The 13860-nt window shown below is 75.4% G+C and carries 11 protein-coding genes; 8 read left to right on the top strand and 3 right to left on the bottom strand.

The genetic code is table 11. The features are described 5' to 3' along the window. Window positions 1–30: 30 nt before the first annotated feature. Both ACT7CP_RS07335 and ACT7CP_RS07330 read right to left on the bottom strand, forming a co-directional pair. Entirely contained in the window at window positions 31–789 is a 759-nt protein-coding gene (locus ACT7CP_RS07335; protein ID WP_445443925.1) for a class I SAM-dependent methyltransferase, read from the bottom strand. A gap of 57 nt (window positions 790–846) precedes the next feature. Continuing rightward, window positions 847–1452, bottom strand: coding sequence for a TetR/AcrR family transcriptional regulator (locus ACT7CP_RS07330; protein WP_413963157.1), 606 nt, complete (start codon window positions 1450–1452; stop codon window positions 847–849). A 104-nt stretch (window positions 1453–1556) separates the two neighbouring features. Between ACT7CP_RS07330 and ACT7CP_RS07325 the strand changes: the two genes are divergently transcribed. Genes ACT7CP_RS07325 through ACT7CP_RS07310 form a run of 4 tightly spaced genes read left to right on the top strand, consistent with a single transcriptional unit; the run spans window position 1557 to window position 6818 of the window. Beyond that, window positions 1557–3203: an ABC transporter substrate-binding protein gene (locus tag ACT7CP_RS07325; RefSeq protein ID WP_445443924.1), complete on the top strand. Its 1647-nt coding sequence runs from the start codon at window positions 1557–1559 to the stop codon at window positions 3201–3203. Then, the gene (locus tag ACT7CP_RS07320; protein WP_445443923.1) at window positions 3200–4255 is read left to right on the top strand and encodes an ABC transporter permease; all 1056 of its coding nucleotides are present in this window, start codon (window positions 3200–3202) and stop codon (window positions 4253–4255) included. Before ACT7CP_RS07325 ends, ACT7CP_RS07320 begins: the two co-directional genes overlap by 4 nt. Next, window positions 4252–5112 (top strand): ABC transporter permease, encoded by an 861-nt coding sequence (locus ACT7CP_RS07315; protein ID WP_445443922.1) that lies wholly within the window; start codon window positions 4252–4254, stop codon window positions 5110–5112. Before ACT7CP_RS07320 ends, ACT7CP_RS07315 begins: the two co-directional genes overlap by 4 nt. Next, on the top strand, window positions 5109–6818 hold the full coding sequence (locus ACT7CP_RS07310) for a dipeptide ABC transporter ATP-binding protein (RefSeq protein WP_445443921.1): 1710 nt from the start codon (window positions 5109–5111) through the stop codon (window positions 6816–6818). The genes ACT7CP_RS07315 and ACT7CP_RS07310 overlap by 4 nt, the downstream gene beginning before the upstream one ends. An 18-nt stretch (window positions 6819–6836) precedes the next feature. On the opposite strand, the gene ACT7CP_RS07305 is transcribed toward ACT7CP_RS07310, so the two are convergent. Beyond that, on the bottom strand, window positions 6837–8264 hold the full coding sequence (locus tag ACT7CP_RS07305) for a helix-turn-helix domain-containing protein (protein ID WP_445443920.1): 1428 nt from the start codon (window positions 8262–8264) through the stop codon (window positions 6837–6839). A gap of 111 nt (window positions 8265–8375) precedes the next feature. Between ACT7CP_RS07305 and ACT7CP_RS07300 the strand changes: the two genes are divergently transcribed. From ACT7CP_RS07300 to ACT7CP_RS07285, 4 genes are all read left to right on the top strand, one after another. Then, on the top strand, window positions 8376–10334 hold the full coding sequence (locus tag ACT7CP_RS07300; RefSeq protein WP_445443919.1) for a phosphoenolpyruvate carboxykinase (GTP): 1959 nt from the start codon (window positions 8376–8378) through the stop codon (window positions 10332–10334). A 135-nt stretch (window positions 10335–10469) separates the two neighbouring features. Then, entirely contained in the window at window positions 10470–13112 is a 2643-nt protein-coding gene (gene valS, locus ACT7CP_RS07295; protein WP_445443918.1) for a valine--tRNA ligase, read from the top strand. Further along, the gene (locus ACT7CP_RS07290) at window positions 13109–13561 is read left to right on the top strand and encodes a GNAT family N-acetyltransferase (RefSeq protein ID WP_445443917.1); all 453 of its coding nucleotides are present in this window, start codon (window positions 13109–13111) and stop codon (window positions 13559–13561) included. Before valS ends, ACT7CP_RS07290 begins: the two co-directional genes overlap by 4 nt. After that, window positions 13561–13824: a hypothetical protein gene (locus ACT7CP_RS07285; protein WP_445443916.1), complete on the top strand. Its 264-nt coding sequence runs from the start codon at window positions 13561–13563 to the stop codon at window positions 13822–13824. The genes ACT7CP_RS07290 and ACT7CP_RS07285 overlap by 1 nt, the downstream gene beginning before the upstream one ends. The last annotated feature ends 36 nt before the right edge of the window (window positions 13825–13860 follow it).

Raw genomic sequence — 13860 nt, 5'->3', positions numbered from 1 at the left:
CCGCGCGTCCGCCGCGCCTAGCCGCCGCGCCTAGCCGCCGAGCTGGGCGCGGTACGCGTCCGCCCGGTACGGCAGGTCGAGCTCGTCGCGGCCCGCCGTGTCCGGGTGGCCGGCGAGGAGGGTCCGGACGTCGTCGAGGCGGCGCGCGCGCTCGTCGTCGGGGAGGACGATGACGCGGCTGATGGATCCCGCGAGCGCGACGACGTCCTCCGGCCCCATGCGGTGGACGTGCGGGAAGGACGCGTGCTCCACGGGGCCGAAGCCGGGGAACGGGCCGGGCTCGACGGCGCGGCCCGAGGACCGTCCGCCCGGCTGGAGGAGCGCGTCGAGCTCGCGGACCCAGTCGACCTCCAGGTCCATGGCGTTCCAGACGATGCCGAGCAGGCCGCCCGGACGGAGGACGCGCGCGGCCTCGCGGGCCGCGTCGCCCGCGTCCATCCAGTGCCACGCCTGCGCGACCAGCACCGCGTCCTCCTCGCCGTCGTCGAGCGGCATCGACTCGCCGCTGCCGGCCCGCACGTCGACGCCCGGCGACGCCTCCGCGAGGACGGCCCGCATCCCGGGGTCCGGCTCGACCGCGGTGACCCGGAGCCCGCGCGCCGCGAGGAGCCGCGTGAGCTTGCCGGTGCCCGCGCCGAGGTCGACCACGCGGCGGGCCCCGGCGGGGAGCATCCAGGCGAGGGCGGCGTCCGGGTAGCCGGGACGGACCCGGTCGTACTGCGCGGCGACCGCGCCGAACGAGGCGGCGAGGGCGGCGTGGTCGGGATGCGGGGCGGCGTCGGCGGTCATGCGCCCATCCTGGCCCGCGGGAGGGCGGGAGCGCGGTGCCCGCGGGCCGGGCGCGCGTCAGGCCAGCGTCGCGGCGAGGCCGTCGCGGAGCGGATCCAGGGCCCGGCGCACGGCGTCGTCGAGCGGCCCGCGCCCGACGCCCTCCCCCGCCCACGCGATCACCGCGGCGGCCGTCGTCGCGGCGAGCGCGGCCGCGGCGATCCGGACGGGCGCGGCCGACGCCCGGTGCGCGGACGCCCGCGCGAGCGCCTGGGCGACGGGATCCACGAGCGGTGCCGCGCGCGTCACGCCCTCCCCCGCGACGTCGGGCCCGAGGCCCATCACCTCGTGCTGCGTGAGGGCGAGCGGCAGCCAGCCCTCGCCGCGCGTGCGGGCGGCGCGGACGAGCGCGTCGACGACGGCGTCGACGGCCGGCTCCTCCGGATCCGTCGACGCGAGCGCCTCGCCGAACGCGCGCAGCGTGTCGTCGAGGCCCGCCCACAGCAGGTCGGCCTTGGACGCGAAGTAGTTGAAGAACGTGGCGCGGCTGACCCCGGCGCGCTGTGCGATCTGCTCGACGGTGGTGGCGGCGTACGTGTTCTCGAGGAACAGCTCCGCGGCGGCCTCCTCGAGGGTCGCCCGGGACGAGCGGCGCGGGCGGCCGGCGGGACGGGCGGAGGTCATCCGACCATCCTGGCGGATCCGGGCACTCAGGTGCGCGTATTGTTGGACGCGGTACAGAAACCACCCGCACCAGCGCCCGAGCGGCGCGCACATCGGAAGCACCCATGATCCCCACCTCGCGCGCCCGCGCCCTCGCGGGCCTTGGCGCCCTCGCGGCGTCCGCCCTCGTCCTCTCCGGCTGCACGTCGGACACCCCGGAGGCGTCGACGACGCCCGTCTCGGGCGGCACCCTCGTCTACGCGTCCGGCGACGCCGAGCCCGAGTGCCTCGACCCCCACGTCGGCGGCAACTACCCGCAGGCCCTCGTCTCGTCCCAGTTCCTCGAGCCGCTCGTGTCGCTCGACGGGAAGGGCGGGATCACGCCGTGGCTCGCCGACAGCTGGACCTGGAGCGACGACGGCCTCGGCCTCACCCTCGAGCTCCGCGAGGGCGTCTCCTTCACGGACGGCACGCCGTTCGACGCGGAGGCGGTGGTCGCGAACATCCGCCACGTGCAGGATCCCGCCACGCTCTCCTCCACCGGGTACCTCGCGCTGCAGGCGATCACGGAGGCGACCGCGGTCGACGCCTCGACCGTGCAGCTCACCCTCTCGACGCCCGACAGCGCGCTGCTCGAGTCGCTGTCGCAGCCGTGGCTCGCGATGGAGTCGCCGGCCGGGATCGCCCGCGGCACGGACGCGAACTGCGCCCAGCCCATCGGCACCGGCCCGTTCAGCGTCGAGCGCTGGGACCGCCAGCAGTCCATCTCGCTCGTGCGCAACGACGACTACTCCTCGCCGCCCGCGGACGCGGCCCACGAGGGCCCCGCGTACCTCGAGCGCATCGACTGGCGCTTCCTGCCCGACGCCGCCTCGCGCTACGCGGCCCTGCAGAGCGGCGAGGTCGACGTGATCGACAACGCGCAGCCCGACGCCATCGCGTCCGCGTCCTCGGCCGGCACGCTCGGCGAGCTCGACGCCCCGCGGCCCGGCGCCTCCAACCGCATCGAGCTGAACTCGGGCCAGGCGCCCTTCGACGACGAGCGCGTGCGCGAGGCGTTCATCCGCTCGGCGGACGTCGACCCCGGCATCGCCGCGCTCTTCCAGGGCACGGCCGAGCGCTCCCACTCGCCGCTCGCGAGCACCGAGCCCGCCGCCGTCTCCGACCCCGACCTGTTCGCGATCGACACGGACCGGGCCGCGGAGCTCCTCGACGAGGCCGGCTGGTCGACGAAGGACGCCGACGGGATCCGCACGCGGGACGGCCAGCGCCTCACGCTCCGGTTCCCCGTGAGCACCAACCAGTCGATCCCCGCCGAGCAGTCGCTGTTCGAGCAGATCCAGGCGACGACCAAGGCGGTCGGCTTCGACGTGCAGCTGGAGCCCATGGACCTCGGCACCTGGTACGAGGCGCTCGGCGACGACGAGTACGAGCTCGTCAGCGCGCCGTACACGAAGGCCGGGCCGGACGTCCTCCGGATCCTCTACGACACCTCCGGCATCACGCCCGCGCCGAGCGGCTACTTCGCGAACCACGCCAAGGTCTCGGTGCCCGAGATCGACCAGGCGCTCGCCGAGGCGCGCTCCACGACGGACCTCGAGCGCCGGACCGAGCTCTACGCCGACGTGCAGGAGCGCGTAATGGCCGGGTACTGGATCCTGCCGCTCTACGACCAGCAGAACCACTTCCTGCTGGGGACGGCCGTCCAGGGCCTCCGCGCCCTGCCGTCCGTCGCGACCCCGACGCTGTACGACACCTGGCTCGCCCGGTGACGAGGGCCCGCGCCCTCCCCGCGTCCGGCTCCCGTCGACCCGCGCTCCTGCGGGCCGTCGGGGCCCGGATCGGCGGCGCGGTGCTCGTGCTCTGGGCGGTCGCGACCGTCACGTTCCTCGCCGTCCGGCTGATCCCGGGCGACCCCGCGCAGGCGATCCTCGGCGGGCCGGGCTCGCAGGCACCGGCCGAGGCGGTCGCCGCCGTGCGCGCCGAGTACGGGTTCGACCAGCCCCTCCCCGTGCAGTACCTCGCGCAGCTCGGCCGCCTCGCGCAGGGGGACCTCGGCCGCTCCTACGCGCTCCGCGAGGACGTCGTGGCGGTGCTCGCGCGGCAGCTGCCGGGCACGCTGCTGCTGGCGGTGCTCGCGCTCGCCGTGGCGTGGATCCTCGCGCTCGCGCTCGCGCTCGTCTCCACGGGCGCGGGGCGCGTCGCCGGGGCGATCGGCGCGGGCGTCGAGATCGTGGCCGCCTCGCTGCCGCACTTCTGGATCGGCGTGGTGCTGATCCTCGTGTTCTCCACCGGCCTCGGCTGGCTGCCCGCGGTCAGCGGATCCTCGCCCGCGGGCCTCGTGCTGCCCGTGCTGACCCTCGCCATCCCGCTCGCGGGGTTCCTCGGCCAGATCATGCGCGAGGCGCTCCTCGACGCGCTCGACTCCCCCTTCGCCCTCGCCGCCCGAGCGCGCGGCGAGTCCGAGGCCGGGGTGCGCCTCCGGCACGCGCTCCGGCACGCCGCCGCCCCCGGCATCGCGCTGTCCGGCTGGGCCTTCGGCTTCCTGATCTCGGGGGCCGTCGTCGTCGAGCAGGTCTTCGCCCGTCCCGGCCTCGGCCGCACCGCCCTCTCGGCCGTCATGAGCCGCGACGTGCCCGTGATCGTCGGCGTCGTGCTCGTGGTCGCCGTGGTCTACATCGTGCTCACGGCGGTCACCGACCTGCTCGCGCGGCTCGTGGACCCGCGGCTCGTGGACGCGCGCACCGGACCGGTCCCGTCCGCGGCACCCGCCGGCGACTCCGCCGCGGCGTCGCCCGCCACCCCCGCGGCGGCCGGCCGATGAGCGACCCGCGCGCCGAGACGCTGCTCATCGCGGCGCCCTCCCGGCCGCCCGTGCGGATCCTCGCGGCCGCCGGAACGGGTGGCGCCGCGCTCGTGGTCGTCCTGCTCCTCGCCGCGGCCCTCGCGCCCGGCCTCCTCGCGCCCGGCGACCCGCTCGCCATCGCGCCCGCCGAGGCCTTCCGCGCGCCCGGCCCCGGCCACCTGCTCGGCACGGACGAATCCGGCCGCGACGTCCTCACGCGCGTCGTGCACGGCGCGGGGCCCAGCCTCGTCATCGGCGTGAGCGCGACCGCGATCGGCCTCGGCCTCGGCGCCGTGCTCGGGCTCGCCGCCGCGCTCCTCGGGCGCGTCGCCGACTTCGCCGTCAACCGGGTGATCGAGGTCGTGTTCGCGTTCCCCGGGCTCCTGCTCGCGCTCTTCCTCATCGTGATCCTCGGGCCCGGCATCGGCAGCGCCACGCTCGCGGTCGGCATCTCGGCCGCGCCCGGCTACGCGCGCATCATCCGCGGCCGGGTCATGTCGGTGCGCCGCTCCGCGTACGTCGAGGCCGCGACCGTGCTCGGGCGGCCGCCGCTCGTCGTGCTCGCGCGGCACATCCTGCCGAACACCGCCGCGCCGCTGTTCGTGCTCGGGACGCTCGGCGTCGGGCAGGCCATCGTGTGGGCCTCGTCCCTCAGCTACCTCGGGCTCGGGACGGTCCCGCCGGATCCCGAGTGGGGCGCCATGCTCGCCGCGGGCCGCACCTACATCGGCTCCGCGCCGTGGCTCACGGTCGTGCCGGGGCTCATGATCGTCCTCACCGCGACCGCGTCGACCGTGCTCGGCCGGGCGCTCGAGCGACGGGTGCGCGCGTCGTGAGCGGCTCCGCCGGCGTCCCGGGCTCCCCCGCGGCCCCGCTCGCGCTCCGGGTCGAGGACCTCCGCGTCTCCTTCGGCGGCGAGAGCGTCGTCCACGGCGTCTCGCTGCGGATCGCGCCGGGCGAGTGCCTCGCGCTCGTCGGCACGTCCGGCTCCGGCAAGAGCGTCACCGCCCGGAGCCTGCTCGGCCTGGCTGGTGCCGGGGCCGACGTCCGCGCCGACGTGCTCGAGATCGGCGGCCGCGACCTCCGCGACGCGGGTCCCCGCGAGTGGCGCGGCGTCCGCGGGACGGGCGTCGGCCTCGTGCTCCAGGACGCCCTCTCGTCGCTCGACCCGCTCCGGCCGATCGGCCGCGAGATCGGCGACGCGCTCCGCCTCCACGGGATGCGCGACGCGCGGGCCCGGCAGGCGCGCGTGCGGGAGCTCCTCGAGCGCGTCGGGATGCCGGATCCCGAGGTCCGCGCCCACCAACGCTCGGGCGAGCTCTCGGGCGGCCTCCGCCAGCGCGCGCTGCTCGCGGCCGCGATCGCCCTGGATCCACCGCTCCTCGTCGCCGACGAGCCCACGACGGCGCTCGACGCCACCGTGCAGGCGCGCATCATCGACCTCCTCGCCGACCTCCGCACGCGCGGCCAGGCGACCCTCCTCGTGAGCCACGACCTCGCCGTCGTGGCGCGCCTCGCCGACCGCGTCGCCGTGATGCACGACGGCCGCATCGTGGAGGAGGGCCCGACGGCGGACGTCCTCCGCGCTCCCGCCCACCGCCGGACCCGGGCCCTCGTCGCGGCCGTGCCGACCGGGGTGCCGCGCGGCGTGCCGCTGTCGGAGGCGCGCCTCCAGGCCGCGGCCACGCGCGCCGCCACCGCTCCGGCGTCCCCGTCCACGGCGGCATCCCCTCCCGGGGCCGCGACGCCGCCCGACGACCGCGTGGTCCTCCGCGCCACGGGCCTCACCCGCTCCTACCGCGGTCCGGCCGGATCCGTCCGCACGGCCGTCGACGACGTGTCGCTCGAGGTCCGCCGCGGCCGCACGCTCGGCCTCGTCGGCGGCTCGGGCTCCGGCAAGACCACGGTCGCCCGGCTCCTGCTCGCGCTCGAGGAGCCCGACGCGGGCGACGTGACGCTCGACGGCGAGCCGTGGAGCGGGATCCCCGAGCGGGCGCGCCGCAGCCGCCGCCCGCGCGTCGGCGCCGTCTACCAGGACCCGCTGGCATCGTTCGACCCGCGCTGGAGCGTCGACCGGATCCTCCGCGACGCCCTCGCCGTCGCGGGCCCCCCGGGCGTCGACGCGTTCGACTCCCCCGGGACGCTCCTCGCGCAGGTCGGCCTCGATCCCGCGCTCCTCGCCCGCCGCCCCGCGCGGCTCTCCGGCGGCCAGCGCCAGCGCGTCGCCATCGCGCGCGCCCTCGCGGCCCGGCCCGACGTGCTGATCTGCGACGAGCCCGTCTCCGCGCTCGACATCGCCGTGCAGGCGCAGGTCCTCGACCTCCTCGACGAGCTCCAGCGGCGCCTCGGCCTCGGCCTCCTGCTGATCTCGCACGACCTCGGCGTCGTCGCGCACATGAGCGACGAGGTCGCCGTCATGTCCGACGGGCGGATCGTCGAGCGCGGATCCGCCGCCGACGTGCTCGAGCGCCCCACGCATCCCGTCACACGGGCGCTCCTCGCGGCCGTCCCGCGGCTGGATCCCGGGGCCGCCCCGCGCTGACCGGCGGGACGGGCCGCGTCACGCGCCGGCGTGCCGGTCGAGGAACGCGTACAGCTCCCGGTCGTCCACACCGGGGAAGGACCCGCGCGGCAGCGGCGCGAGGATGTGCGCGTGCAGCCGGGCGCTCGGCCACGCGCGGTCGCGCCACCGGTCCGCGTCCTCCGGATCCGCCCGCCGGCAGCACGACTCGTCCGGGCAGCGCGAGACGCTCCGGGCCGTCGTCTCGCGGCCGCGGAACCACTTCGCGTGCGCGAACGGCACGCCGAACGTGATCGAGTACTCGCCCTCGGCCGTGGACCCCGTCTGCGTCGAGCACCAGAACGTGCCCGCGGGCGTGTCCGTGTACTGGTGGAACTCCGTCGTGCGGTTGGTGCGGTCGAACGCCCCGCGCGCCGCCCACTCCCGGCACACGGGCTGCCCCTCGACCGCGCCGGTGACGTCGACCGGCAGCGGCAGGCCGTCGTTCTCGTACGCCTTGTAGACCGCACCGTCCCCGCCGACCCGGAGGAAGTGCACGCGGAGGTCGAGGTGCGTGGTGCTGATGTTCGTGAGCCGGAGCGCGGCCGCCTCGTGCGTCACGCCGAACGCGTCGCGGAAGTCCTCCACCGCGAGGTCGCGGCGCGCCTTCGCCTCGGCGAGGAACGCGACCGACTGGGTCAGCGGCATGAGGCACGCGGCCGCGAAGTAGTTGATCTCCAGCCGCTGCCGCAGGAAGTCGGCGTAGCTCGCGGGCTCCTCGTGGCCGAGCACGCGGTGCGCCATCGCCTGCAGCGCCATCGAGCGGAGGCCGTGGCCGCCGGGGATGGACGCGGGCGGGAGGTAGATCCGCCCCTCGCCGATGTCGGTCACGGAGCGCGTGGAGCGGGGCAGGTCGTCCACGTAGATGAGCTCGAAGCCGAGCCCCTCCGCCATCCGGCTGACGCTGCGGTGCGAGAGGGCGCCGCTGCGGTGGCCGACGTCGGCGAGCATCCGCTCGGCCAGCTCCTCGATCGCGGGGAGGTGGTTGTCGCGCTCGCGCATCATGAGCCGCTGCTCGGTGTTCGCGCGCCTGGCCTCCTCGGGCGTCGCGATGGACTCGCGTGCCCGGCGCGCGAGCTCCCGGTGCAGGCCCACGAGCGCCTCGAGCGTCTCCTGCGGCAGCGCGCGGCTCGCGGGCACCGCGGGGAGGCCGAGCGACCCGTACAGCGACGAGCGCTGGGCCCGGTCAAGCTCGATCTCGAGCGCGGACCGGGCGTCGGGGGCGTCGGCCGCGAGCAGGTGCGTGACGTCGACGCCGAGCGCGCCCGCGATCCGCCCGAGGGTCGAGAGCCGCGTCTCGCGACGGCCGTTCTCGATCATGCTCAGCTGGCTCGGCAGGATCCCCGCCCGCTCCCCCAGCGCCTGGAGCGTGAGCCCCGCGCCCTTCCGCGCGTGCCGGATGCGGCGGCCGATGACGAGCTGGTCCATTCCTTCACCTCTCCGTGAACATCGGCGCTTCTTCACGCCGGCGGATCCCCGAACCCCATCCTGACGGGTCGCAGGCTGGAACAACAGACCGATCGACGAGGACGGACCGACATGACCACCATCCAGGACGCACCCCCGCACACCGCCGCCGGCCGCACGCGCGCCGTCGACCCCGCCGCCCGCCCCGCCGCCGCCCAGGCGGCAGGCGCCGCTCCCCTCCCGCCCGGCGCCGCGGCCCCCGCGCACTGCCGCGACCCGCGCGTCGCCGACTGGGTCGCCGAGGTCGCGCGGCTCACGCTCCCCGACCGGGTCGTCTGGTGCACCGGCAGCGTCGCCGAGTACGACCGCCTCACGCGCCGCATGGTCGAGGACGGCACCCTCATCCGGCTGAACCCGGAGTGGCGGCCGCACAGCTTCCTCGCCCGCAGCGACCCGGCCGACGTCGCGCGCGTCGAGGACCGCACCTTCATCTGCTCGGCCGACCCCGCGGACGCCGGCCCCACCAACAACTGGCGGGACCCCGCGGAGACGCGCGCCGAGCTCCGGGACCTGTTCGCCGGCTCCATGCGCGGCCGCACGCTCTACGTCGTCCCGTTCTCCATGGGCCCGCTCGGCGGCGCGATCTCGCAGCTCGGCGTGCAGATCACCGACAGCCCCTACGTCGTAGCGAGCATGGCGCTCATGACCCGCATGGGCGACGACGCGCTCCGCCTCATCGGCCCCGACACGGCCTGGGTCCGCGCGCTGCACGGCCTCGGCGCGCCCCTGGTCGACGACGCCGGACGTCGCACCCGCGACGTGCCGTGGCCGCACAACGCCGACAAGCGCATCTGCCACTTCCCCGAGGACCGCGAGATCATCTCGTTCGGCTCGGGCTACGGCGGCAACGCGCTCCTCGGCAAGAAGTGCTTCTCGCTGCGCATCGCCTCCGCCATGGCGCGCGACGAGGGCTGGCTCGCCGAGCACATGCTCCTCATCCGGATCACGAGCCCCGAGGGCCGCCGCTTCCACGTGGCGGCCGCCTTCCCGTCGGCGTGCGGCAAGACGAACCTCGCGATGCTCACGCCCACGATCCCCGGCTGGACGGTGGAGACGCTCGGCGACGACATCGCCTGGCTCCGGCCCGACGCCGCGGGCCGCCTCCGCGCCGTCAACCCCGAGCGCGGCCTCTTCGGCGTGGCCCCCGGCACGGGCGAGGACACCAACCCCGTCGCCATGTCGACCGTGTGGGGCAACGCGATCTTCACCAACGTCGCCCTCCGCCCCGACGGCGACGTCTGGTGGGAGGGCATGACCGCGAGGCCGCCGGCCGGCCTCGTCGACTGGCGCGGCGAGCCGTGGTCGCCCGCCTCCGGCACGCCCGCCGCGCATCCGAACGCGCGCTTCACGGTGGGGATCGAGCAGTGCCCGTCGCTCGCGGACGACTGGGACGACCCGGACGGCGTGGTCGTCGACGCGATCCTGTTCGGCGGCCGCCGCGCCACGAACGTGCCGCTCGTCGCCGAGGCGGACGGCTGGGAGCACGGCGTCTTCGTCGGCGCGACGATGGCGTCGGAGCGGACCGCGGCGGCCGAGGGACGGGTCGGCGAGCTGCGGCACGACCCCTTCGCGATGCAGCCCTTCTGCGGCTACGACATGGCGGACCACTGGCGCCACTGGCTCGAGGTCGGGCGGGGGCTCGGCGACGGCGCGCCCCGCGTCTTCCAGGTCAACTGGTTCCGGAAGGGCGAGGACGGGTCCTTCCTCTGGCCGGGCTTCGGCGAGAACGCGCGCGTGCTCGAGTGGATCGTGCGCCGGATCGAGGGCCGCGTCCCCGTCCGCCCGTCCCCGGTCGGCGGCCTGCCGGTGCCCGCGGACCTCGACGTCGCCGGCCTCGACCTGGCGGACGGCGCGCTCGAGGAGCTCCTGGCGCTGGATCCCGCCCTCTGGCTCGAGGAGCTCGACGCCGTGGACGCCCACTTCGCCCGCTTCGGCGACCGCGTCCCCGCGGAGCTCACGGACCGCGTCCACGCGATGCGCCGCGCCTTCCGCGAGGCCGCCGGGGACGCCTCCGCGGACGCCCCCGCATAGCCGGCCGCCGGATGCGCGGGTCCCCCGAGGGCCCCGCATCCGGCCGTCGCGCCCCCATCCGGTAGCGTGAACCCCGCACAGGAGGCACCTCACCATCGACACGGTGCCGTCCACACTGAGGGAACCGGAGCACGCATGGCAGACGAACGACGTCCGGACACCGCCGAGGGGCAGGCCGCACAGGTCGCCCGGGTCCCCGACAAGCCGGCCCTCGAGGGCCTCGAGGCCAAGTGGGGCGACCGCTGGCAGGCCGACGGCACGTACGACTTCCGCCGCGACGAGGCCGCCGCCGGCACCGTCTTCTCCATCGACACCCCGCCGCCCACGGCGAGCGGATCCCTCCACATCGGCCACGTGTTCAGCTACACGCACACCGACGTGATCGCCCGGTACCGCCGCATGCGCGGTGAGAGCGTCTTCTACCCGCTCGGCTGGGACGACAACGGCCTCCCCACCGAGCGCCGTGTGCAGAACTTCTACGGCGTCCGCTGCGACCCGACGCTCCCCTACGACGCCGACTACCGGCCGTCGGAGACCGGCGGCACGTCGAAGCCCGGCGACCAGCAGCCCATCTCCCGCCGCAACTTCATCGAGCTGTGCGAGCGCCTCACCGAGGAGGACGAGAAGCAGTTCGAGGACCTCTTCCGCACGCTCGGCCTGAGCGTCGACTGGCGCCAGAGCTACCGCACCATCGGCGCCGAGGCGCAGGTCGCCTCGCAGCGTGCGTTCCTCCGCAACCTCGTCCGCGGCGAGGCGTACCAGGCCGACGCGCCCACGCTGTGGGACGTCACCTTCCGCACCGCGGTCGCGCAGGCCGAGCTCGAGGACCGCGAGCAGCCGAGCGCGTACCACCGCCTCGCGTTCCACCGCCCCGGCGGCGACGACGTCATCATCGACACCACGCGCCCCGAGCTCCTCGCGGCGTGCGTGGCCCTCGTCGCCCACCCCGACGACGAGCGCTACCAGGGCCTGTTCGGCACGACCGTCACGACGCCCGTCTTCGGCGTCGAGGTCCCCGTCCTCGCGCACCACCTCGCGCAGCCCGACAAGGGATCCGGCATCGCGATGGTCTGCACCTTCGGCGACCTCAACGACGTCGTGTGGTGGCGCGAGCTGCAGCTCGAGAACCGCGCGATCGTCGGCTTCGACGGCCGGGTCGTCTCCGAGGCGCCCGCCGCCATCACGTCGGACGCCGGCCGTGAGGCCTACGCCGCCATCGCCGGCAAGACGGTGTTCTCCGCGAAGGCCGCGATGGTCGAGCTCCTCACGGAGTCCGGCGAGCTCATCGGCGAGCCCCGCAAGATCACCCACCCCGTCAAGTTCTACGAGAAGGGCGACAAGCCCCTCGAGATCGTCTCGACCCGCCAGTGGTACATCCGCAACGGCGGCCGGGACGAGGAGCTGCGCCAGGGTCTCATCGGCCGCGGCCGCGAGATCGGCTTCGTCCCCGACTTCATGCGCGTGCGCTACGAGAACTGGGTCGGCGGCCTCAACGGCGACTGGCTCGTCTCCCGCCAGCGCTTCTTCGGCGTGCCGCTGCCCGTCTGGTACCCGCTCGACGCCGACGGCAACCCCGAGTTCGACCGCGCCATCACGCCGTCGGAGGACCAGCTGCCCGTCGACCCGTCGTCGGATCCCGCCCCCGGCTACTCCGAGGACCAGCGCGGCGTGCCCGGCGGCTTCCAGGGCGAGCTCGACGTGATGGACACGTGGGCCACCTCGTCCCTCACCCCGCAGCTCGCCGGCGGCTGGGAGCGCGACCCGGAGCTGTTCGACCTCGTCTTCCCGTTCTCGATGCGCCCGCAGGGCCAGGACATCATCCGCACGTGGCTCTTCTCGACCGTCCTCCGGGCCGAGCTCGAGCACGGCACCTCCCCCTGGAAGACCGCGGCGATCTCCGGCTGGATCCTCGACCCCGACCGCAAGAAGATGTCGAAGTCCAAGGGCAACGTCGTCACGCCCGCCGCGACGCTCGAGCAGTTCGGCTCGGATGCGGTGCGCTACTGGGCCGCGTCCGCGCGCCTCGGCGTCGACGCCGCGATGGACCCGCAGAACCCGACGCAGATCAAGATCGGCCGCCGGCTCGCGATCAAGGTCCTCAACGCGGCGAAGTTCATCCTGTCCTTCGAGGCGCCGCAGGGCGCACGTGCCACGCACCCCATCGACGTCGGCATGCTCGCCGCCCTGGCCGAGGTCGTCGAGACCGCGACCACGGCGCTCGAGGAGTACGACCACGCCCGCGCGCTCGAGGTCACCGAGAGCTTCTTCTGGACCTTCTGCGACGACTACCTGGAGCTCGTCAAGGACCGCGCGTACTCCGCTGACGCCGACCCGGCCGACCGGGGATCCGCCGTCGCGGCCCTCCGCGAGGCCCTCGACGTGCTGCTGCGACTGTTCGCGCCCTTCGTGCCGTTCGCGGCCGAGGAGGCGTGGAGCTGGTCGCACGACGGCTCGATCCACACCGCCGCCTGGCCGACCGCGCCCGCCCCGGACGCGCCGGCCACCGGCGGAGCCGCCGACCCGCGCCTGCTGGCCCTCGCCGGCCGGGCGCTCGTCGGCATCCGCCGCGCCAAGACCGACGCCAAGGCCTCGCAGAAGACCCCCGTCGCCGAGGCGGTGGTGTCCGCGTCCGCCGAGGACATCCGCTCGCTCGAGCTGGTCGCCCGCGACCTGCGCGCCGTGGGCCGCATCACCGACCTGACGTTCATCGAGGGGGACGGCCCCGCCGTCGCCCGCATCACGCTCGCACCCGTCGAGCCCGAGGAGAACCGCGCATGACCATCTCGATCCGCCCCGTCCGCGACGGCGACTTCTTCCCCTGGTTCGACCTGTTCGCCGAGTACGCGGCGTTCTACGGCACCGAGCTGACCGACGACGCCGCGGTGCTGGCCTGGAGCCACCTCATCGACGACGCGCACGCGAGCACGGCTCTCGTCGCGGTCGACGACGCGCACGAGGGCGCCCTCGTCGGCCTGGCGCACTCCCACCGCTTCGCGCGCCTCGCCCGCGGCACCGACGGCCTCCTGGTCGACGACCTGTACGTGCGCGAGGTGTCGCGTCGCCAGGGCGTGGGCGAGCAGCTGCTGGCCGCGGTCGCCGACGTCGCCCGCCGCGAGGGCGCGACGATGCTGCGCTGGATCACCGCGGAGGACAACGCCGACGCGCAGCGCCTCTACGACCGGGTCGCCCGGCGCACCACGTGGGTCACCTACGAGCAGGACGTCTGATGCAGCTCGGCACGCGCTGGCCCATCGGCGGCACCGCCCCCGCGGAGCTGCCCGAGGTCGTCCTCCTCGCGGTGAAGACCGTCGAGAAGGACATCGTCGACCTCGCCACCGACACCTCCCAGTGGCGCTGGACCCTCACCTGGCTCGAGCGGAAGCCCGTCGTCGAGCTCGACGACGGCACCGTGATCCGCTACGACCCGGCCGAGGACGCGGCGACCATCACGATCCCCGGCGAGTCGACGGACGACCCCTTCGACGACTGACGGGTCCCGCACGACCCGCTCCACGACGGACGCGCC

The organism is Clavibacter rahimiani (genome assembly GCF_052654495.1).
This window is presented reverse-complemented; position numbering and strand designations above follow the sequence as displayed.

What these genes read in the sequence shown, in the direction of transcription:
- ACT7CP_RS07300 (WP_445443919.1), top strand. Translation starts at nt 8,376, where the DNA reads ATGACCACCATCCAGGACGCACCCCCGCACACCGCCGCCGGCCGCACG.
- ACT7CP_RS07315 (WP_445443922.1), top strand. Translation starts at nt 4,252, where the DNA reads ATGAGCGACCCGCGCGCCGAGACGCTGCTCATCGCGGCGCCCTCCCGG.
- ACT7CP_RS07290 (WP_445443917.1), top strand. Translation starts at nt 13,109, where the DNA reads ATGACCATCTCGATCCGCCCCGTCCGCGACGGCGACTTCTTCCCCTGG.
- ACT7CP_RS07285 (WP_445443916.1), top strand. Translation starts at nt 13,561, where the DNA reads ATGCAGCTCGGCACGCGCTGGCCCATCGGCGGCACCGCCCCCGCGGAG.
- valS (WP_445443918.1), top strand. Translation starts at nt 10,470, where the DNA reads ATGGCAGACGAACGACGTCCGGACACCGCCGAGGGGCAGGCCGCACAG.
- ACT7CP_RS07330 (WP_413963157.1), bottom strand. Translation starts at nt 1,452, where the DNA reads ATGACCTCCGCCCGTCCCGCCGGCCGCCCGCGCCGCTCGTCCCGGGCG.
- ACT7CP_RS07335 (WP_445443925.1), bottom strand. Translation starts at nt 789, where the DNA reads ATGACCGCCGACGCCGCCCCGCATCCCGACCACGCCGCCCTCGCCGCC.
- ACT7CP_RS07305 (WP_445443920.1), bottom strand. Translation starts at nt 8,264, where the DNA reads ATGGACCAGCTCGTCATCGGCCGCCGCATCCGGCACGCGCGGAAGGGC.
- ACT7CP_RS07325 (WP_445443924.1), top strand. Translation starts at nt 1,557, where the DNA reads ATGATCCCCACCTCGCGCGCCCGCGCCCTCGCGGGCCTTGGCGCCCTC.